Here is an 18,216-nt window from a genome sequence, read left to right on the forward strand (position 1 = left end):
GAATAAGGTTTTCCAAAAAATCATGCTTCGGAAAGGCGGCTTCGGCCGCCTTTTTCGTTCCCGAGAAGAAAACCTCCCGGGCTTCGATTTGCCGGACTGTGATTGACCCGCGCTAGGCACGGATCGTTCCGTAATCGCTCGGTTGAAAGCATGGGAATCCGTTTTCGAATGAAGCGGCGCATCAGGCCGGCTTGCAAGGCGCTTGCGGAAAGCTAAAGTCGGATTTTCCTGCAAGCCTCGATCATATCGAGGCCGTTCAAGTCCTCGGGGTGTGTCATGACCAAATCGAAACTGCTGTTGGCCGGCCTGTTGGCTCTGATTCTCGCGCCCGTCGTCGCCCTGGCGCAGGCGCTGCCCGATCTCGGCGGCAAGAAAGTGGTGGTGGTGACGGAGAACGCCTATCCGCCGCTGCAGTTCATCGACGCCAAGACCGGCAAACAGATCGGTTGGGAATATGACGCGATGAACGAGATCGCCAAGCGGCTGAATTTCCAGGTCGAGTACCAGAACACCTCCTGGGACGCTATGATCCAGGCGGTTTCCGACAATCAGTACAACATCGGCATGACCGGCATCACCATCAAGGACGACCGCAAGCAGAAGGTCGATTTCTCTGACCCCTATATGCGCTCGGAACAGTTCATGCTGGTGCGCGGCGACGAGAAGCGCTTCACCGACGCCAAGACGTTCGGCGCCTTCAAGGATGGGCTGGTCGGGGCTCAGGCCGGCACCACGCCCTTCTACACCGCTGTCTACAGTGTGCTCGACGGCAATGAGCAGAACCCGCGCATCAAACTGTTCGAGACGTTCGGCGCGACGGTGCAGGCGCTGAAGACCGGTGACGTCGATGTCGTTTTGACCGACGGCACTGCCGGCAAGGGCTATGTCGAGGCATCCAATGGCAGGCTGAAGCTGATCGGCGGACCGCTCGGCACCGAGGATTTCGGCTTTATTTTTCCGAAAGGCTCGGATCTGGTGAAGCCGGTCAACGCGGCGATCGCCGCGCTCAAGGCCGACGGCACGTTCGACGCGCTCAACAAGAAATGGTTCCTTGATTACAAGATGGGGCAGTAGTCTCCCTTGGCACGTGCGATGCGCGACGATCGTGTGCTGAAATTCGCACGGATTTCACTTTGCAAATCTTCCGTCGCCAGCATCGCTTGATGCCAACGCCCGCATCTTCCACCTCCAAAACCGACTTCCCGTGGTGGCTTGCCGTGGCGGCGGCGCTCGCCGTGGCAGCTGCCATCTTCATCGCCGCAAGCGACCTCTATGCCCAGGTCTTCGCGACCGTCGCCAAAGGCATCGGCATCACTGTCTTCGTCACAATGGTCGCCTTCGCGCTGGCCTCGGCAATCGGGCTCGGCATTGCGCTGATGGGGCTGTCAGGGTCGCGCTGGCTGCGCCAGATCGCTCGTTTCTATGTCGAGATCATCCGCGGCGTGCCGATCCTGGTGCTGTTGTTCTGGATCGCGTTTGCCGGTGCGCCGGCCTTCGTCGCGGCGTGGAACGCGCTGACCGCGCCATTGCAAAATGCCGGCCTCCTCAGTGAACTGCTGGTCCGCGACGTGTCGCTGCTGTGGCGTGCCATCATGGCGCTGACCATCGGCTACTCCGCCTTCATCTCGGAGGTCTTTCGCGCCGGCATCCAGGCGGTCGAGAAGGGCCAGATCGAGGCGGCGAAGGCGCTGGGGCTGACGCGCACGCAGCGTTTTCGGCTGATCGTGTTTCCGCAGGCGATCCGCACCATCCTGCCGCCGCTCGGCAATGATTTCGTCGCCATGGTCAAGGATTCGTCGCTGGTCTCGGTGCTCGGCGTCGCCGACATCACCCAGATGGGCAAGATCTACGCCGCCGGATCGTTCCGCTTCTTCGAAACCTATTCGATCGTCGCCTATATCTATCTCATCCTGACGGTCGGCCTGTCGCTGGCCTTGCGGGGACTGGAGAAGCGGCTGCGCCGCCAGCACCAGGAATAGAAGGCAGGCGAAGACGGCGCTACGATCGCAGCCGATACGTTTGGAGGACCAGACCCATGATCATCGACAAGGCCAATGCGGCGCTGGAGTCCGTCTATACGGCCGATACGCCGGAAGCGCTGGCGCAAGCCTATGCCGGATGGGCTGCGACCTACGATAGCGAAACCGCCTCGCTCGGCTATCTCCTGCCGTTCCTGATCGCCGCCTGGGTGACGCGCCATGTGCCATCGGGCGAGGGGCCGCTACTCGACGCCGGCTGCGGCACCGGCCTGTCGGGACCGTCGCTCAAGGCGCTGGGCTATCAGGACATTGCCGGGCTCGATCTTTCGGAGGACATGCTGAAAATCGCCGGCAGCCGGCAGGCCTACAGCGAGCTGAAACAGGCGATGCTTGGCGGTCCCCTGCCCTGGCCCGACGGGTATTTCCGCGCCTTCTTCTCGACCGGCGTGTTCACCATCAGCCATGCATCGGCTTCCGGCCTGCATGAACTGGTACGCATCACCAAGAAGGGCGGCCACGCCATCTTCACCGTTCGCGACCAGGCGTTCGAAAGCGGCGGCTTTCGCGATGTCTTTGCCGAGTTGGAGCATGACCAAAAATGGCGGCCGGTCGAGGAAAGCCCGTGGTTCCGCTGCTATGCGATCGCCGAGCCAGAGGCGCTGGTGAAGACTTTCGTGTTCGAGGTGCTTTAGGGTGTGGTGATATCCAGGTGATGCCGGCCTGCAAATGGCGGCTTCCTGCGCTTCCGGTGCTCACGTACGAAAAGTACGCTCCGCTCCGGTTCTCGGAAGCAACCATTTTCGGCTCGGCCTGACCTGGATCTCAACACACCCTACGCTGCGATGGCAACCAGCCCTACCAATTGCCGAAAACGCAAAACATTGATATGAGCCACGCCATGGAACAGCTTTTTGGCGATCCGGCCTACAAGGGCTTCGTGCTGCAGGACAGAAAACGTCTGCCGTCGCGATTCTCCGCGCGCGTTTCCGGCGCTCTGACCAGCCGACTTCGCTAGGCCGTGTTCGCCGGCTAGCCGGCGCTTGTCCCTTCCTATTTTCATATCGACGGATTTACGCACATGAGCGCACCGCGCACCCTCTACGACAAGATATTCGACGACCATGTCGTCGACCGCCAGGACGACGGCACCTGCCTGCTCTATATCGATCGTCACCTCGTCCATGAAGTGACCAGTCCGCAAGCCTTCGAAGGCCTGCGCATGACCGGCAGAAAGGTTCGGCATCCGGAAAAGACGCTGGCCGTGGTCGACCACAATGTGTCGACCTCGCCCGAGCGCAAGTTCGGCATCAAGAATGAGGAAAGCCGCATCCAGGTCGAGGCGCTGGCCAAGAACGCCAAGGATTTTGGCGTCGAATATTATTCCGAGAAGGATATCCGCCAGGGCATCGTCCACATCATCGGTCCCGAACAGGGCTTCACGCTGCCCGGCATGACCATCGTCTGCGGCGACAGCCACACCTCGACGCATGGCGCTTTCGGCGCTTTGGCACATGGCATCGGCACCTCGGAAGTCGAGCATGTGCTGGCCACGCAGACGCTGATACAGCGCAAGGCCAAGAACATGCTGGTGCGCGTCGACGGCGTGCTGCCGGAAGGCGTCACCGCCAAGGACATCATTTTGGCGATCATCGGCGAGATCGGCACTGCCGGCGGTACCGGCTATGTCATCGAATATGCCGGCGAGGCGATCCGCGCGCTGTCCATGGAAGGCCGCATGACCATCTGCAACATGTCGATCGAGGGCGGCGCCCGGGCCGGCCTGATCGCGCCGGACGAGACGACCTTCGCCTATGTCAAAGACAAGCCGCGCGCGCCGAAGGGCGAGGCGTGGGACGCCGCGCTTGCCTACTGGAAGACGCTGCAGTCCGACGAAGGCGCGCATTTCGACAAGGTGGTCGTGCTGGACGCGGCGAAATTGCCGCCGATCGTCTCCTGGGGTTCCTCGCCCGAGGACGTCGTTTCGGTCCAGGGCATCGTGCCGAACCCGGACGATATTGCCGACGAAAACAAGCGCACCTCCAAGCAGCGCGCGCTCGACTATATGGGCTTGGCGCCGGGCACCAAGATCACTGACATTTCGCTCGACCGCGTCTTCATCGGCTCCTGCACCAACGGTCGCATCGAGGATCTGCGCGCCGTCGCCAAGGTGGTCGAGGGCAAAAAGGTCAGCCCGCATGTCGATGCGATGATCGTGCCCGGCTCCGGCCTGGTCAAGGAACAGGCGGAGGCCGAAGGTCTCGACAAGATCTTTGTCGCGGCCGGCTTCGATTGGCGTGAGCCGGGCTGCTCGATGTGCCTTGCCATGAATGACGACCGCCTGAAGCCGCATGAGCGCTGCGCCTCGACGTCGAACCGCAATTTCGAGGGCCGTCAGGGCTTCAAGGGCCGCACCCATCTGGTGTCGCCGGCCATGGCGGCAGCAGCAGCGATCGCCGGCCATTTCGTCGACATCCGTGAGTGGAAATAACTCAGGGCTGACACAGTTCATCTATGAGTGCATGCCAGAACCCGAACCGCGATGCGGTTCGGGTTGTCTTCACGCCGGGCGCCTTACGAACTCATGGAATTGCTCACGCCGGCCGGGTTGCTCCGCAGCGACTACGAGCGCCAGCTGACGTTCGTCGAAGAGCTTGAACCATTCGTCCCATTCGACCAGTTCGTAGCCGCCCGCATTGACCGGACGTTCGCCCTGATCCTGGTCCTGATAAGCGTGCTGGCCGAAGACCAGCCTCAGCATGGCTTGCGTTCCCGTTTCGGGCGACACGTCGACGATTGCCGGAAATCCGGCGCGCGCCGCGACCCATGAGCGAATTGCCTCGTGATCGGTCAGCATGATCGTATCGGCCATGAAAGCATCTCCATCGATTGCTGCTGGAAAACGCCGATCGCGGTTTCAAGTTCCGCGCAGCAGCTTCATGGGCGACCCCGCGCATATTCGGCTTCGCTTAACTGCTTGTTTGGGCTTAACTGCTTGTTTGGGCTTAACCGCTTGTTGGGGCTTCCGCTCTAGGGTCTTCCCTCACGGAAGCGTGGGGGTCACGGTCCTTTGGACACCGGTTTGCTGGTAGCGTTGCTCAATCCGACGATCGCACTTGCGCTCGGCGCGGTGTTTCTCGTGCTGTGGTTCTACCAGCGCCACCGCCCCTATCTGGCCGTGCTCGCCGCCAGCTACTCGCTCTCGGCGGCCGGGTTCCTGTTGCAGTACTTCACCCTGCCCGTCGGCATGGCGCCGACAAAACTGCTTTCCAATACATGCTTCACCTTTGCCGCCTGCTGCCTCTGCGGCGCGATCGTGACGCGCTACGGGCGGCGCGTGCCCTATGTCGGGATCGGCGTTATGGCGGGCGGCGGCCTGGCCGCATTCTGCTGGTTCCTGTTCGTTCAGCCAGACCTCACTTGGCGGATCCTGGCGATGAATTTCGGCTTCGGCGGCCTCAGCTTGCTTGTGGCGGCCGAACTGCGCCCGGTGCGCGGCAGGGGCCCGACGGAAATGATCCTGTTTGTGCTGTCGCTGCTTTCCGGCCTGAACTTCTTCGTGCGGACACTGGCCGTCATCATCGCGCACGGACCCTTCACAAGCTATGACGGCTTTTACGCCTCATCCTACTGGACGACGGCGCTGCTGTCGCATGCGCTGCTGTCGCTGCTCATCGCGCTTTGCCTGTTCTGCGCGGCGGCGCTCGACGTGATGAAGGCGCTGAAGGCCGAGGCGTATACCGATCCGCTGTCGGGCCTGCTCAACCGCCGCGGCTTCGAGGAGCGCGCCAGGCTTCTCCTGCAGCACTGCGCCACCGCTAAACTGCCGGTCGCGCTGGTGCTCGCCGACCTCGATCATTTCAAGGCGCTCAACGACGTTCACGGGCATGCGGCGGGCGATCGCGTGATCGCCGACTTCGCCGCCAAGCTTCTATCGGCTGCCGGCACGCGCGGCGTCGCCGGCCGTATTGGTGGCGAGGAGTTCGCCGTGCTTTTGCCGCTGAGCGACCTCGGCGCGGCAAGGCTGTTTGCCGAAGCCATTCGCACGCTCTATTCGGCGGGCAGCGTCGACGGGCTTCCGCCCGGCACAAGAGTGACCGCGAGCTTCGGTGTGACGGCCCGCACCGGCGACGAAGGACTTGAGCCGCTGATGCGCCGCGCCGACGAGGCGCTCTACAAAGCCAAAAGGAATGGCCGCGACAGCGTGGGGCTATCTCATGAACGGCCGGAATCGGTATTTGTCGTGGAACCGCTCAAAGCCGGCTGATCATACGCGCCTGGGCTCGCATTAACGTCTTTTTCGCCCGTTCGTGATTTGCTTTCGCAGGGAGTGCGAAAATTATATGGGCGGCGCAGGCTTCATACTTGCTATCAACCTGTTCGTTGCCGGCCTGCTGGCCGCAGCCTTCATGACGATCGCGTTCTACGATGTAGGGCGTGTGTCGGCACGCTGGCTGGCTCTCGGCTATCTGCTCGGCATGGCCTACTACATCGTCGAATTCAGCATTCCTGTGTTCGACAATGCGCGACCTGCGGTCGTCACGGCTTTCGCCGTTTTCCTCGGCGCCACCATCGTCTTCAATGCTGGGCTCGCCCATAAATACGGCGTGGCGACGCCCTGGCGTCCGATGCTTCTCTTTCTGCTTGCAGCCACCGTCGCAGTGTATTTCGTGCAGGATCTGCCACGTCAGTCGCTCGCCCGCATGATGGCCTACCAGCTCCCCTATGCGGTCATGCAATTCGTCGGCCTCGGCATCGTCTGGTCGTCCAAACAAAAACGCGACTGGCTCGACCGTGCACTGATGGCCGTTCTGGCGGCCAGCGCCCTGCAATTCGTGAGCAAGCCGTTCATCGCCCATGCATTGGGTGGCTGGGGCGTCAATCCGCAGGCCTATATGCGGAGCGACTACGCTCTGGTGTCGCAATCGCTTGGCACTGTGTTCGCCATGGCAATCGCGCTTCTTGTTCTGATCATCCTGGTCCGCGACGTGATCGCTGAGGCGACGTCGAAGTCGGAGACGGACACGCTTTCAAGGTTGTTCAACCGGGGCGGCTTCGAACGTCACGCGGAGCTCGCGATGCGCGACGCCGTGCGCAAGGGCGTTCCTGTCGCCCTGGTCATCGCCGACCTCGATCATTTCAAGAGCGTCAACGATAGTTTCGGCCACGCCTCCGGTGACCGGGTCATCGCGACTTTTTCTGGTTTCTTGCGCGACGCCGCCGCCGACCATCACGTCGCCGGCCGCATCGGCGGAGAAGAGTTCGCCATCATACTGCCGGGGACCAACCTCGCCGCTGCGCGGCTCCTCGCCGAAGGGACGCGCAGCGCTTTCGGTGCCTTGCCGATCGACTGCCTGCCGGCAGATCATCGGTGCACCGCCAGCTTCGGCGTTGCCGAGCTTCAACCGGGCGAGGGCTTCGCCGATCTCATGCGGCGTGCGGACGAAGCGCTCTATCAGGCCAAGCGCGGCGGACGCGATCGCGTGCGTATCTCGTTAGGGCCAGCCCTGCAGACTCCGGTGGCGACGCCTGAAAGAATCAGCGGCAGGGGCTGAGTTCGGGCATCTCGCCGTCAGAAAGGCCGTACATATAGCTGCGGCCCTTCACGAAAACCGGCGGCCTGTAGCAGTCGCGGCTGCTGACGTCATCCGCTTCGTTTTCATAGATTTTGGGCTGGCCGGCGCCGGTGTAGTCCGACAGTTCCTTGGCCAGGCTGCCCTCGCCAACGAGGATGCGCTTGTAGCCGGCGGCGCTCTCGATGACGAGATTTCCGAAGGAATCGGCGTAGACGCGGTCGCGCGTCCCGGCGAGTGCCGGCGCTGCGAAGCCGATGGCCACCGCCATCAAGATGAGCGCCGAAAGGCGCGATCTGCCTGAGTTCGAACGCATGGCGTCCTCCATTTGTCAGAGGCGAACTTCCTCTGACTCAGAAATTAACCTTTTATTAACCTTTGTTAAGAGGCTAGCCCTGCCGGCCGTCAGTTCTCGGCAAACATGGTTAATATCCGGCGCCTTGGGCGGCCGCGGTCATCTTTCGGCCATGCTTGCCCGCACCATCGCTCCCGGCGTCGAACGCGACGTCGGGTGATCTTGGCAAGCATCGCGGCTGGTTTGATGCGTGGGAGACAGCATATGGCGTTACGCCGGACGTTTCGGGTGACGCTTGCCCTTTTTTCATTGCTGATAACTGCTGCCTGCGTGTCGCAAACCAATACGCCGAAGGCCGGTAATCCAGTCGCGGCCACCACGACCGATTCGACGGCACCGCAACCACGCATCGCGACCTACAATTGCGCCGATGGCACCAGGATCACCATCGAAAACCTCGGCACCTCGGTGCGCGTGCTTGGCCCAGACGGCGCCAGCGAGGACCTGCCTGCCTCGCCCGCCAATCAAAGCAGCCGCTTTGGCGAGGCGCATGACGCAATCGTGATCGACGGGCGCGATGCGCTGGTGATGAAGGGCGGGAAGACGCCGCTGACCTGCAAGCGCTAATCAGTTTGCCGCACTGCAGCGAACATTGCGCCGGCTTTGGGTCGCGCCCTAATCGATTGAAGCAAAGACCCGCCCTTTGTCAGACTAAATTACGTTTTCGAAACGATTTTCTGGCTTTGACGCGGTGCAAAAAGAGCATTAGAAACCGGCTGTCCGAAGTCGCAACCGGAAGCGGTAATGCCGCATTTCCACCTGGGGCTCCAGAGACGCCGAACTGGGGGAGCCATGAGCAAATCACCAGCCACCCGCGAACGGCCGCTTTCGCCGCATCTGACCGTCTATCGACCGCCGATCACGATGACGATGTCGATCATCCATCGCATCACCGGCGGGGCGCTCTATTTCGGCACGCTGCTGGTCGCCCTGTGGCTGATGGCGGCGGCGAGCTCGCAATCCACCTTCGATTGGGTCAACTGGGCCTTCGGCTCGTGGCTGGGGCGGCTGGTGCTGTTCGGCTATACCTGGGCGCTGATGCACCACATGCTGGGCGGCGTGCGCCATTTGATCTGGGACACCGGGGCAGGTCTTGAAAAGGACACGGCCTCCAGGATCGCCTGGGCGACGCTGGTCGGCTCGATTGTCCTGACGCTGCTGATCTGGATCGCCGGCTACATGGCGCGGGGAGCCTAATCGTGAGCCACCACAACACCGACATGCGCACGCCGCTGGCGAAGGTCCGCGGCCTCGGTTCCGCCCGCGAGGGCACGGAGCATTTCTGGCGCCAGCGCCTGACGGCGATCGCCAACATCCCGCTGATCCTGTTCTTCGTCGGCTTCCTGATCGCGTTGAACGGTGCCGGCTATGTGGAAGTGCGCGCCGCACTTGCCAACCCGTTCGTGGCGCTGGTCCTGGCCCTGGTGCTCTTGTCCGGGCTCTATCATATGCGGCTCGGCATGCAGGCGATCATCGAGGACTATGTGCATGGTGAGGGCATGAGGCTGGCGCTGCTCGCCCTCAATACATTCTTTCCTATAGTGGTTGGCGTCGCCTCGATCTTCGCCCTGCTTAAACTGGCATTTGGAGGCTGAAGTTTTGGCCAAGGACGCGAAAAACGCCAACACGGCGTCCGCCTATACCTATGTCGACCACAAGTTCGACGTGGTGGTCGTCGGCGCCGGCGGCGCCGGCCTGCGCGCCACGCTCGGCATGGCCGAACAGGGCCTGCGCACCGCCTGCATCACCAAGGTGTTTCCGACGCGATCGCATACGGTGGCAGCGCAGGGCGGCATCGCCGCCTCGCTCGCGAATATGGGCCCCGACAACTGGCAGTGGCATCTTTTCGACACGGTCAAGGGTTCGGATTGGCTCGGTGACACCGACGCACAAGAATACATGGTGCGCGAGGCGCCGGCGGCAGTCTACGAGCTTGAGCATTATGGCGTTCCCTTCAGCCGCACGGAGGACGGGAAAATCTACCAGCGGCCGTTCGGCGGCATGATGATGAATTTCGGCGAGGGACCGCCGGTGCAGCGCACCTGTGCCGCCGCCGACCGCACCGGCCACGCCATGCTGCACACGCTCTACGGCCAGTCGCTGAAGCACAATGCGCAGTTCTTCATCGAGTATTTCGCGCTCGACCTGATCATGGAGCCGGACGGCACCTGCACCGGCGTCGTCGCCTGGAATCTCGACGACGGCACCATCCACCGTTTTTCCGCGAAGATGGTGGTGCTGGCGACCGGCGGCTATGGCCGCGCCTATTTCTCGGCGACCTCGGCGCACACCTGCACCGGCGACGGCGGCGGCATGGCGGCACGTGCCGGGCTGGCGCTGCAGGACATGGAGTTCGTGCAGTTCCACCCGACCGGCATCTACGGTGCCGGCTGCCTGATCACCGAAGGCGCGCGCGGCGAGGGCGGCTATCTCGTCAACTCCGAGGGCGAGCGCTTCATGGAGCGCTACGCGCCGTCAGCCAAGGATCTTGCCTCGCGCGACGTGGTCTCGCGCTGCATGACGCTGGAGATCCGCGAAGGACGCGGCGTCGGTCCGAAGAAGGACCATATTTTTCTCCACCTCGATCACCTCGATCCGGCTGTCCTGCACGAAAGGCTCCCAGGCATTTCGGAGTCAGCAAAAATTTTCGCCGGCGTCGACCTGACCAAGGAGCCGATCCCGGTGCTGCCGACGGTGCACTACAATATGGGCGGCGTGCCGACCAATTACTGGGGCGAGGTGCTCAACCCCACTGCCTTGAACCCGGACCAGGTGTCGCCCGGGCTGATGGCGGTCGGCGAAGCCGGCTGCGCCTCCGTCCATGGCGCCAACCGGCTGGGCTCGAACTCGCTGATCGATCTGGTGGTGTTCGGCCGCGCCGCGGCGATCAGGGCCGGCCAGGTTATCGACCGCAACGCGGCGATCCCGTCGCCCAACGAAGCCTCGATCGAGAAGATCATGGACCGCTTCGACCGGCTGCGTCATGCCAATGGCTCGACGCCGACGGCGGTCCTGCGCGAAAAAATGCAGAAGGCGATGCAGGACGACGCGGCGGTGTTCCGCACACAGGAATCGCTGGAAAGCGGCTGCAAGCGCATTTCACAGATCTGGGGCGAGCTCAAGGACGTAAAAGTGTTCGACCGCTCGATGATCTGGAACTCCGACCTCGTCGAGACGCTGGAGCTGGAAAATCTGATGGCCAACGCCATCACCACGGTCTACGGCGCCGAAGCGCGCAAGGAGAGCCGTGGCGCGCATGCGCGAGAAGATTTTTCGGCTCGCGATGATGCGAACTGGCGCAAGCATACGCTGTCCCGGCTCAGCGAGGCCGGCGAGGTATCGCTCAGCTATCGGCCTGTGCACACCGAGCCGCTGCTCAAGGAAACAGACGGTGGCATCAACCTGGCCAAGATCGCGCCCAAGGCCAGGGTGTATTGAGATGACGCCGGCGGCCTCGGGATATTCAGGCACGCCCCTTCCGGCCAAGCTCGGCCTGAAGGACGGGATGACCGCCGCCTTTATTGCGCTGCCGGCGGAATTAGACGATCTCGCCGAAGCCGTCGACTTCGCCCATGTCGATCGGCTGGCGGACTGGTCGAAGATTTCAGGTGCCCAGAAATACGATGCCGTCCACGCCTTCACCCGGCAGCGCGCCGAGATCGAGGGTTGCCTGAGCGATGTCGAGATGGCGATCAAGCGCGACGGCATGGTTTGGGTTTCCTGGCCGAAGAAGGCGTCGAAAGTGCCGACCGACGTCACCGAGGACGTCCTCCGTGCCGAGGCGCTGAAGCTCGACCTTGTCGACGTCAAGGTCGCCGCCGTGAACGATATCTGGTCCGGGCTGAAGCTCGTCATCCGAAAGGACCTGCGGTAATGGTCGAACTGACGCTTCCCAAAAACTCGAAGATCAAGGTCGGAAAAACCTGGCCGAAACCGGAGGGCGCGACCAATCTGCGCGAATATCGCATCTACCGTTGGTCGCCGGACGATGACGAGAACCCGCGCATGGACACCTATTTCGTCGACATGGACGATTGCGGGCCGATGGTGCTCGACGCGCTGCTTTGGATCAAGAACAAGATCGACCCGACGCTGACGCTGCGCCGCTCCTGCCGCGAGGGCATTTGCGGCTCCTGCGCCATGAATATCGACGGTTCCAACACGCTCGCCTGCACCAAGGGCTGTGACGACATTTCCGGCGCGATCAAGGTCTATCCGCTGCCGCATATGCAGGTGGTCAAGGATCTGGTGCCCGACCTCACCAATTTCTACGCCCAGCACGCTTCGATCGAACCGTGGCTCAAGACTGTGTCGCCCGAGCCGGCCAAGGAATGGCTGCAGAGCCATGAGGACCGCGAAAAGCTCGATGGGCTCTACGAGTGCATCCTTTGCGCCTGCTGCTCAACTTCCTGTCCGAGCTACTGGTGGAACGGCGACCGCTATCTCGGGCCGGCGACACTGCTTCAGGCCTATCGCTGGCTGATCGATTCCCGGGACGAGGCTACGGGTGAACGGCTCGACAATCTCGAAGACCCGTTCCGGCTCTATCGCTGCCATACGATCATGAACTGCGCCCAGACCTGCCCCAAGGGGCTCAACCCGGCCAAGGCGATCGCCGAGATCAAGAAGATGATGGTGGAGAGAAGGGTCTGACCTCAGTGGGGTCGCCGCTGAGATAGCCTCGTCTGTAGCGCTGTCCCTCCATCCTCAAAAGGATAGCCGATCCTATGACTGACTCTGACTTTCCCATCGTTTCTCCCGTCGAAGCGCGCGTACTCGGTTGCCTGATCGAAAAGAAAGAACTGACACCTGATATCTACCCGCTGACACTCAATGCGGCACTTGCCGCCGCCAACCAGAAGACGGCGCGCGAGCCGGTGATGTCGGTAGAGCTTGGCGAGGTAAGACGAGCGCTTGGTCAGCTGGAGCATAAGGGCCTGGTCAGGCAGGTCTTCGCCTCCCGCGTCGAGCGCTACGAACATGTCGTTGCGCAGCGCTTTTCGCTGACCTCCGCGCAGATCGCGCTGCTTGGCCTGCTGTTGCTGCGCGGTCCGCAGACCGCTCATGAATTGCTGGCGCGGAGCGAACGCATGGCGCGGTTACCCTCCATCGACGAGCTTCGCAGCAATCTCGACCTGTTGATCGGCCGCAAGCCGCCGCTCGTTCAGCAGATCGATCGTGGGCCCGGTCAGCGTGAGGACCGCTATGTGCATCTCTTGAGCGGACCTGTGCAGACGCCGGTGATAGCGGCATCGCCCCTACAAGCGCCTTCGCCGGCGTCGGATCTCGAAGCACGCGTGCAGGCTCTCGAGGAGGAGGTAGCGATGCTGCGCGTACGCATCGACGCGCTGACCGGCGAAGGACAGTAACGACTTTCCAGGCGTCGGTGCATCGCCGACGCCCGTTCTCCATCGCTCCGTCACCTCCTGCTATAGACGCCGCTCGCCTCGCCGCCCGGGTCGGCCAGCCGCAATTGACGGCCGTCGAGCTGCCATTGAAGCGCAACCGGTTTCAGATCGCCGGCACCGAATTTCCATGTGCCGGTGAGGTCCGGCCGGCAACCGTTGACGGATTTGTAGCTTCCCTTCCTTGGCGTGAAGACGAGGGTCGAGCCGTTTACCCGCGCTGTGCCGGTCTTGTGGGTCAGCGACTGGATCTGACCGCAGCCATCGACTAGCGAGGATTGAAACAGCGAATATTCGGCGCGGCCGTTGGCGCCGAAGGTGAAGGAGATGCTGCCGCCGCTGCCCGGCGCGCAATTACCGAGCGGGTCGCAATAGTTGCCGGAGGCGGCGGCAAAGCCCCATCTGCCGACAAGGACGGCGGGCATCGCTCCATGGCGGGAGCGTGTCGTCGGGCCGTTCCCCTGGCCGGCGGAATCGGCGGGGCCTAGAGCCATCCATCCGGCAAGAATCGCCAGGCAACCAAGCGCTGTCCGGCCTGCGCGCGAGGAGCCCGTCAACATCCCTTGCTCGCGGAAAGCTGCCGGAGATAGGCAAGCCGCGTGCCGATGACATTGTTGACGATCGCCACCTTGCCGGCCGGTGCCATGCCGCCATATTTCTTCGGCGCCGGTCCGTGGTTCTTGGCCTCCTCGTAGTTTGCCATCAACTGCCGCAGATCCGTGCAGGACATGCTGGCATATTTTGCCTGCTCCTGCGGGCTGATGACGCCCGACTGCGCCATGCCGATGGAGTTGGCGGCCGCCATGCCGCCAAGACCGACCACGGCCGAAACCGGGTTGATGCCGACGCAACCGCAAAGGCCGAGGCACAGCAGCGGACCCGTCAGAAAGATGCGTGGCGTGCTCATTGCCGGCCTCATGGCTGACGCTCCCCTATGCGCGGCGGCAGCTTGAGGTCGTGGTGATCGGTCGCCGTCTTGCCGAAAGCGATGGAGAGAAGATAGGCGCGCGGATTAAAGCCCGCCGAAGCGAGCGCCGACAAGGTCTTGAACAGTTGCAGGTGATACATGGAGCCTCCTTGTGCTTGTGACCGGTGCGATTCCCCGTCTGGAAACGCGCCGCAAACTAGGTCCGGCAAAAGGGGGTGGCTTGGACGGAGCGGCCCTGAAAGCGGCTAAAACGGCCCTGTATTGACGTTTTGAGGGCCCCGGCGCATATCAGCATGTTCCTGGGCAGGGGATGTCGATGACTGTGACGATGGGGCCATCCGCCTCGTTCAGACTGATGACGGACGCGCTTCCGGAATGGGATCGCGTGGAGGTCATGCGCGAGGTCTATGGCCGCACGGTCCTGAAGTTCGACCTCGATCCGCTCGGTCCGACGCATGTCGACATGCGGGTGCGTGCCCTGCCCGGCCTCGGCATCGCCACCGGCACCAGTTCGGAATTTCGCGTGCATCACTCGACGCCGCTGATCGACAGCGACGACATCATTCTGCTGGCAGCGCTCGACGGGGCGAGCGTCATGAGGCATCGCGGCCGCGAGGAAGCAGTCGGCAATGGCCAGGCGCTGATGATGAGCGGCGAAGAGGTCGGCCTCAACATGATCCAGCCCGGCGGCATGCGCTTCGTCAATATGAGCTTTTCGCTGAAGCAGCTTTTACCGCTGATCGGCGATCCAGCCTCTGCGCTGATGCAGCCGCTGACGACCGGCAGCGGGGCGATGCGGCTGCTGCTCGACTATGTCCAGTCGATTCAGGACGCCGGCGATGTGCTGACGCCAGAGGCTTGGCATCTTGCGACGGCGCATATTTTCGATCTTGCTGCGCTTGCCATGGGCGCGACCAGGGACGCGGCGGAAATCGCCAGGGGTCGCGCGTGCGCGTGGCGCGGCTGCGCGCCATAAAGGCCGATATCCTCGCCCATCGCGGGCATGGCGAATTGTCCGCCGAAGACATCGCCCGCCGCCACCGGCTCTCGGCCCGCTATGTCAGGAAGCTGTTCGAGAGCGAAGGCACGTCGCTGTCGGACTTCATGCTGTGCCAGCGGCTCGTGCGCGCGCACCGCATGCTTTGTGATCCGCGGCATGCCGGCCGCAGCATCACGGCCATCGCCTTCGAGGCCGGCTTCAACGACCTGTCCTACTTCAACCGGGCGTTCCGCCGGCGCTATGACGCGACGCCGTCGGATGTGCGCGCTGCGGCTTCGGGAACGCCATCGGCCAGTAGAAAAAACGCCGGCCCGAAGGCCGGCGGATAGAACTAGCAAGCGGCCGCTCAGCCGAGCTTGGCGTCGAGTGACACCTTTATGGCGCCGAGCGCCTTTGAGACCGGGCATTCGGCCTTGGCCTGTTCGGCCAACTCCTTGAACTTGGCGGCATCGATGCCCGGCACCTTGCCGACCACCGTGAGAGCGCTGCCTGTGATCCCCGTGCCAGGAATCAGCGTCACCACCGCCTTGGCGTCAAGTTCGTCGGCAGGGGTGCCGTTCTCAGCCAGGAAGTGAGAGAACTGCATGGCGAAGCAGCCGGCATGCGCCGCCGCAATCAGCTCCTCCGGATTGGTGCCGGACTTGCCGCTCTCGTCCTCGAAGCGTGCCTTGAACGAATAGGGCGTGCCCTTCAGGGTTCCGCTTTGGGTGTCGAGCGTGCCCTTGCCCTCCTTCAGATTGCCTTTCCAGACGGCGTTTGCGGTGCGGTCCATGAAATTCTCCTCGATTGTCCGGATTGCGCCGGCCCGGCGCCAGCGTTCTTCAAGACTATAGCGCGGGCGTGGGCGAAGACCACCGCACTCTTTGCGCAGTCGCGCAAAATTGGCGGCGGGGCTGAATTTTTCTTGAAAAATGTACGTGCAGGAATGTCGACTTCCATCGGCCTCGACCGTCCTGCGGGCGGTCACGGATTTCGCGGCCGGATGGAGGTTCACATGGATGGCTTGTTTTTTGCACTGTGGAAGAGCTCGGGCCGCAAGCCCGAACGACGGGAAGATTACGGGCATCCGCCGCCTTCCGGTTTCGGCCGGCTTCTGGCGGCGGTCGCCATCATCGGGGTCGCGGCAAGCGTTCTCGATCACGCAGCGGCACGCAAAGGCGCCGCTGACACCGTGGTGGCCGTATCCTATGATTCCCCACAACAAGGGAGCTGGAAATGAAATATGTCTTGCTGGTTTATGGCGAGGAAAAAGACCTCTACGCGCTCACCCCGGAGGGATCGGCAAAGCTCGACGCCGATTCGCTGGCCTATGACAGGTCATTGGACCAGCAAGGCAAGTTGATCATCGCGCAGGCGCTGCAATCGGTGAAGACCTCGAAGACCGTGCGCCGGCGCACGGGCAAACGGCTGATCACAGACGGCCCTTTCGCCGAGACCAAGGAGCAATTGCTCGGCTTCGTCATGATCGAGGCCGGGGATATCGACGAGGCGCTGGAGATTGCCGGCGGCATTCCGCTGGCCGAAATCGGCACGGTAGAGGTCAGGGCGATCTATGACGTGCCGGGATCCTAGAGATTATTCTGTTGCGCCCGGCGGCATCAAATTTCTTCGGCGGGCGCAACTTTTGCGTGTTGAAGCGAGGCAGTACTTCTCCTATCGTCGCTGTGGTTGGGGGGATTTCGGGCATGCATATACTGATTGCTGCAATTGGGCTGTTGGGAGCTGCGGCATTCTGGTGGTACCGGATGAAGGCTATGAACGATGCGGCGCGCGAGGTTGCGGACGTCGTCGGGCGTGTGCAAGGAAACATTCGCCGCAAGCGACTGCGTAACCAGGCGGCGCTCTCGCCGCTGACGGCGATCGACGATCCGGTCGTGGCCGCCGCGACGCTGATCACCGCCATCGTCTCCGAGAACGGCCCTGTCCTGCCGCAGCGCGAAGCTGCCATTCGATCGTTGATTTCGGAGATTGCGGACGAGAAGAAGACCGATGAGGCCGTGGTTTATGCCAAATGGGCGGCGTCACAAATCGACGATGCCACGATCGTCATCGACAAGCTGGCGCCATTTTTGCGCGAGCGTTTGGATGTGGCCGAAAGAAACGATTTGCTGCAGATGGTGAACCGCGCAGCGCAGGCTGGTGAGCAACCCCTAAAGATACCCGACCAGCGGATGCTGCGGCTGCGCCAGAAGCTGGGCTTCGAGGTCAACTAGGGTGTGTTGAGATTCAGGTGATGCCGGCCTGCGAACGGCGACCTCCTGCGCTTCCGGTGCACGAAAAGTGCGCTTCGCTCCGGTTCTCGGAACTCACCATTTTGGTCGCTTCGCGCCGGTCTTCGACTCCGGCTCGGCCTGACCTGAAATCTCAACACATCCTGGCATGTCCGTGAGACGGCGCTAGATCGCCTCGCCCTTGAGCAGTTTCGGTGTGTCGCCGGACAGTCCGGACGCCTGGCGGATGAAGAAATCCTTCAGCCGCGGCATGCGTTCGACGAGGCCGAGGCCGACGTCGCGGACGGCGCGCAACGGGCCGATGTCATTGGAAAACAGCCGGTTCAGGACATCGGTGGTGATGCCCATTTGCAGCGTGTCGAAGCGCCGCCACTGCTGGTAGCGTTCGAGCACGTCGAGCGCGCCGATATCCTGGCCGAGCCGGTCGGCCTCGACCACCACTTCGGCCAATGCGGCCACATCCTTGAAGCCGAGATTGAGGCCCTGGCCGGCGATCGGATGGATGCCATGGGCGGCGTCACCGGCGAGCGCGATGCGCGGCGCGACAAAGGCGCGGGCAAGCGTCAGGCCGAGCGGCCAGGCGCGCGGCCTGTCGGCGACGTGGATTTCTCCGAGTTTCAGGCCAAACCGCTGCTCCAACTCGTGCTCGAAGACGAGGTCGTCGCCGTCGACCAGTTTTTCGGCATCTTCCGAGCGCTCGACCCAGACGATCGATGAGCGGTTGGTCCCGTCCTTGTCCGGCTTGAGC

Annotated in this window: 25 protein-coding genes; 18 read left to right on the forward strand and 7 right to left on the reverse strand. The window is 62.6% G+C overall.

What is annotated here, in order from left to right; all coding sequences use genetic code 11:
- The first annotated feature begins 276 nt into the window (after window positions 1-276).
- From E5W87_RS04315 to leuC, 4 genes are all read left to right on the forward strand, one after another.
- Window positions 277-1,074 (forward strand): transporter substrate-binding domain-containing protein, encoded by a 798-nt coding sequence (locus E5W87_RS04315; RefSeq protein WP_292394371.1) that lies wholly within the window; start codon window positions 277-279, stop codon window positions 1,072-1,074.
- 89 nt (window positions 1,075-1,163) lie between these two features.
- On the forward strand, window positions 1,164-1,979 hold the full coding sequence (locus tag E5W87_RS04320) for an amino acid ABC transporter permease (protein WP_292394373.1): 816 nt from the start codon (window positions 1,164-1,166) through the stop codon (window positions 1,977-1,979).
- A 56-nt stretch (window positions 1,980-2,035) separates the two neighbouring features.
- Window positions 2,036-2,671: a class I SAM-dependent methyltransferase gene (locus tag E5W87_RS04325; protein ID WP_292394375.1), complete on the forward strand. Its 636-nt coding sequence runs from the start codon at window positions 2,036-2,038 to the stop codon at window positions 2,669-2,671.
- A 386-nt stretch (window positions 2,672-3,057) separates the two neighbouring features.
- Entirely contained in the window at window positions 3,058-4,467 is a 1,410-nt protein-coding gene (gene leuC, locus E5W87_RS04330; protein ID WP_292394377.1) for a 3-isopropylmalate dehydratase large subunit, read from the forward strand.
- A gap of 69 nt (window positions 4,468-4,536) precedes the next feature.
- Here leuC and E5W87_RS04335 read toward each other — a convergent pair whose 3' ends face one another.
- The gene (locus E5W87_RS04335) at window positions 4,537-4,848 is read right to left on the reverse strand and encodes a hypothetical protein (protein ID WP_292394379.1); all 312 of its coding nucleotides are present in this window, start codon (window positions 4,846-4,848) and stop codon (window positions 4,537-4,539) included.
- A 198-nt stretch (window positions 4,849-5,046) separates the two neighbouring features.
- Between E5W87_RS04335 and E5W87_RS04340 the strand changes: the two genes are divergently transcribed.
- Both E5W87_RS04340 and E5W87_RS04345 read left to right on the forward strand, forming a co-directional pair.
- Entirely contained in the window at window positions 5,047-6,243 is a 1,197-nt protein-coding gene (locus tag E5W87_RS04340) for a GGDEF domain-containing protein (protein ID WP_292394381.1), read from the forward strand.
- A 76-nt stretch (window positions 6,244-6,319) separates the two neighbouring features.
- Window positions 6,320-7,531: a diguanylate cyclase gene (locus E5W87_RS04345; RefSeq protein ID WP_292394382.1), complete on the forward strand. Its 1,212-nt coding sequence runs from the start codon at window positions 6,320-6,322 to the stop codon at window positions 7,529-7,531.
- On the opposite strand, the gene E5W87_RS04350 is transcribed toward E5W87_RS04345, so the two are convergent.
- Window positions 7,515-7,865, reverse strand: a complete 351-nt coding sequence (locus tag E5W87_RS04350; RefSeq protein WP_292394384.1) for a hypothetical protein — start codon at window positions 7,863-7,865, stop codon at window positions 7,515-7,517. The two genes, E5W87_RS04345 and E5W87_RS04350, sit on opposite strands and share 17 nt — an antisense overlap.
- A 243-nt stretch (window positions 7,866-8,108) precedes the next feature.
- On the opposite strand from E5W87_RS04350, the gene E5W87_RS04355 reads away from it, so the two are divergent.
- The 7 genes from E5W87_RS04355 (at window position 8,109) to E5W87_RS04385 (ending at window position 13,273) form a co-directional block, all read left to right on the forward strand.
- A complete protein-coding gene (locus E5W87_RS04355) occupies window positions 8,109-8,471 on the forward strand; it encodes a hypothetical protein (RefSeq protein ID WP_292394386.1) in 363 nt (120 codons plus the stop codon).
- A 225-nt stretch (window positions 8,472-8,696) separates the two neighbouring features.
- Window positions 8,697-9,101, forward strand: coding sequence for a succinate dehydrogenase, cytochrome b556 subunit (gene sdhC, locus E5W87_RS04360; protein ID WP_292394388.1), 405 nt, complete (start codon window positions 8,697-8,699; stop codon window positions 9,099-9,101).
- A gap of 2 nt (window positions 9,102-9,103) precedes the next feature.
- Window positions 9,104-9,499 carry a succinate dehydrogenase, hydrophobic membrane anchor protein gene (gene sdhD / locus E5W87_RS04365; protein WP_292394390.1) on the forward strand — a complete coding sequence of 132 codons (396 nt, stop codon included), beginning with the start codon at window positions 9,104-9,106 and terminating at the stop codon, window positions 9,497-9,499.
- A gap of 4 nt (window positions 9,500-9,503) precedes the next feature.
- Complete coding sequence (sdhA, locus tag E5W87_RS04370) at window positions 9,504-11,342, forward strand: succinate dehydrogenase flavoprotein subunit (RefSeq protein ID WP_292394392.1); 1,839 nt, start codon at window positions 9,504-9,506, stop codon at window positions 11,340-11,342.
- Window position 11,343: 1 nt separating this feature from the next.
- On the forward strand, window positions 11,344-11,778 hold the full coding sequence (locus E5W87_RS04375; protein ID WP_292394394.1) for a DUF3052 domain-containing protein: 435 nt from the start codon (window positions 11,344-11,346) through the stop codon (window positions 11,776-11,778).
- Window positions 11,778-12,557 (forward strand): succinate dehydrogenase iron-sulfur subunit, encoded by a 780-nt coding sequence (locus E5W87_RS04380; protein ID WP_292394396.1) that lies wholly within the window; start codon window positions 11,778-11,780, stop codon window positions 12,555-12,557. Before E5W87_RS04375 ends, E5W87_RS04380 begins: the two co-directional genes overlap by 1 nt.
- Before the next feature lie 74 nt (window positions 12,558-12,631).
- The gene (locus E5W87_RS04385; RefSeq protein ID WP_292394398.1) at window positions 12,632-13,273 is read left to right on the forward strand and encodes a DUF480 domain-containing protein; all 642 of its coding nucleotides are present in this window, start codon (window positions 12,632-12,634) and stop codon (window positions 13,271-13,273) included.
- A 50-nt stretch (window positions 13,274-13,323) separates the two neighbouring features.
- Here E5W87_RS04385 and E5W87_RS04390 read toward each other — a convergent pair whose 3' ends face one another.
- The 3 genes from E5W87_RS04390 to E5W87_RS04400 all read right to left on the reverse strand — a co-directional run bounded on the left by E5W87_RS04390 (window position 13,324) and on the right by E5W87_RS04400 (window position 14,377).
- The gene (locus E5W87_RS04390) at window positions 13,324-13,734 is read right to left on the reverse strand and encodes a hypothetical protein (protein ID WP_292394400.1); all 411 of its coding nucleotides are present in this window, start codon (window positions 13,732-13,734) and stop codon (window positions 13,324-13,326) included.
- A 128-nt stretch (window positions 13,735-13,862) separates the two neighbouring features.
- Window positions 13,863-14,216, reverse strand: a complete 354-nt coding sequence (locus E5W87_RS04395; protein WP_292394402.1) for a hypothetical protein — start codon at window positions 14,214-14,216, stop codon at window positions 13,863-13,865.
- An 8-nt stretch (window positions 14,217-14,224) separates the two neighbouring features.
- Entirely contained in the window at window positions 14,225-14,377 is a 153-nt protein-coding gene (locus E5W87_RS04400; protein WP_292394404.1) for a hypothetical protein, read from the reverse strand.
- Window positions 14,378-14,553: 176 nt separating this feature from the next.
- On the opposite strand from E5W87_RS04400, the gene E5W87_RS04405 reads away from it, so the two are divergent.
- Both E5W87_RS04405 and E5W87_RS04410 read left to right on the forward strand, forming a co-directional pair.
- Complete coding sequence (locus tag E5W87_RS04405; protein ID WP_292394406.1) at window positions 14,554-15,213, forward strand: hypothetical protein; 660 nt, start codon at window positions 14,554-14,556, stop codon at window positions 15,211-15,213.
- Complete coding sequence (locus E5W87_RS04410; RefSeq protein ID WP_292394409.1) at window positions 15,186-15,566, forward strand: helix-turn-helix transcriptional regulator; 381 nt, start codon at window positions 15,186-15,188, stop codon at window positions 15,564-15,566. Before E5W87_RS04405 ends, E5W87_RS04410 begins: the two co-directional genes overlap by 28 nt.
- A gap of 17 nt (window positions 15,567-15,583) precedes the next feature.
- Here E5W87_RS04410 and E5W87_RS04415 read toward each other — a convergent pair whose 3' ends face one another.
- Window positions 15,584-16,009, reverse strand: coding sequence for an OsmC family protein (locus E5W87_RS04415; protein WP_292394411.1), 426 nt, complete (start codon window positions 16,007-16,009; stop codon window positions 15,584-15,586).
- Between the two features lie 222 nt (window positions 16,010-16,231).
- On the opposite strand from E5W87_RS04415, the gene E5W87_RS04420 reads away from it, so the two are divergent.
- The 3 genes from E5W87_RS04420 to E5W87_RS04430 all read left to right on the forward strand — a co-directional run bounded on the left by E5W87_RS04420 (window position 16,232) and on the right by E5W87_RS04430 (window position 17,450).
- Complete coding sequence (locus E5W87_RS04420; RefSeq protein ID WP_292394412.1) at window positions 16,232-16,456, forward strand: hypothetical protein; 225 nt, start codon at window positions 16,232-16,234, stop codon at window positions 16,454-16,456.
- Window positions 16,453-16,809, forward strand: coding sequence for a YciI family protein (locus E5W87_RS04425; protein WP_292394414.1), 357 nt, complete (start codon window positions 16,453-16,455; stop codon window positions 16,807-16,809). The genes E5W87_RS04420 and E5W87_RS04425 overlap by 4 nt, the downstream gene beginning before the upstream one ends.
- 113 nt (window positions 16,810-16,922) lie before the next feature.
- Window positions 16,923-17,450, forward strand: coding sequence for a hypothetical protein (locus E5W87_RS04430; RefSeq protein WP_367118794.1), 528 nt, complete (start codon window positions 16,923-16,925; stop codon window positions 17,448-17,450).
- Between the two features lie 183 nt (window positions 17,451-17,633).
- On the opposite strand, the gene E5W87_RS04435 is transcribed toward E5W87_RS04430, so the two are convergent.
- On the reverse strand, window positions 17,634-18,216 hold a 583-nt coding region (locus E5W87_RS04435), incomplete at its 5' end, for an FAD-dependent monooxygenase (RefSeq protein ID WP_292394418.1).

It is taken from the genome of Mesorhizobium sp., from assembly GCF_004962925.1.
GTDB lineage: Bacteria > Pseudomonadota > Alphaproteobacteria > Rhizobiales > Rhizobiaceae > Mesorhizobium.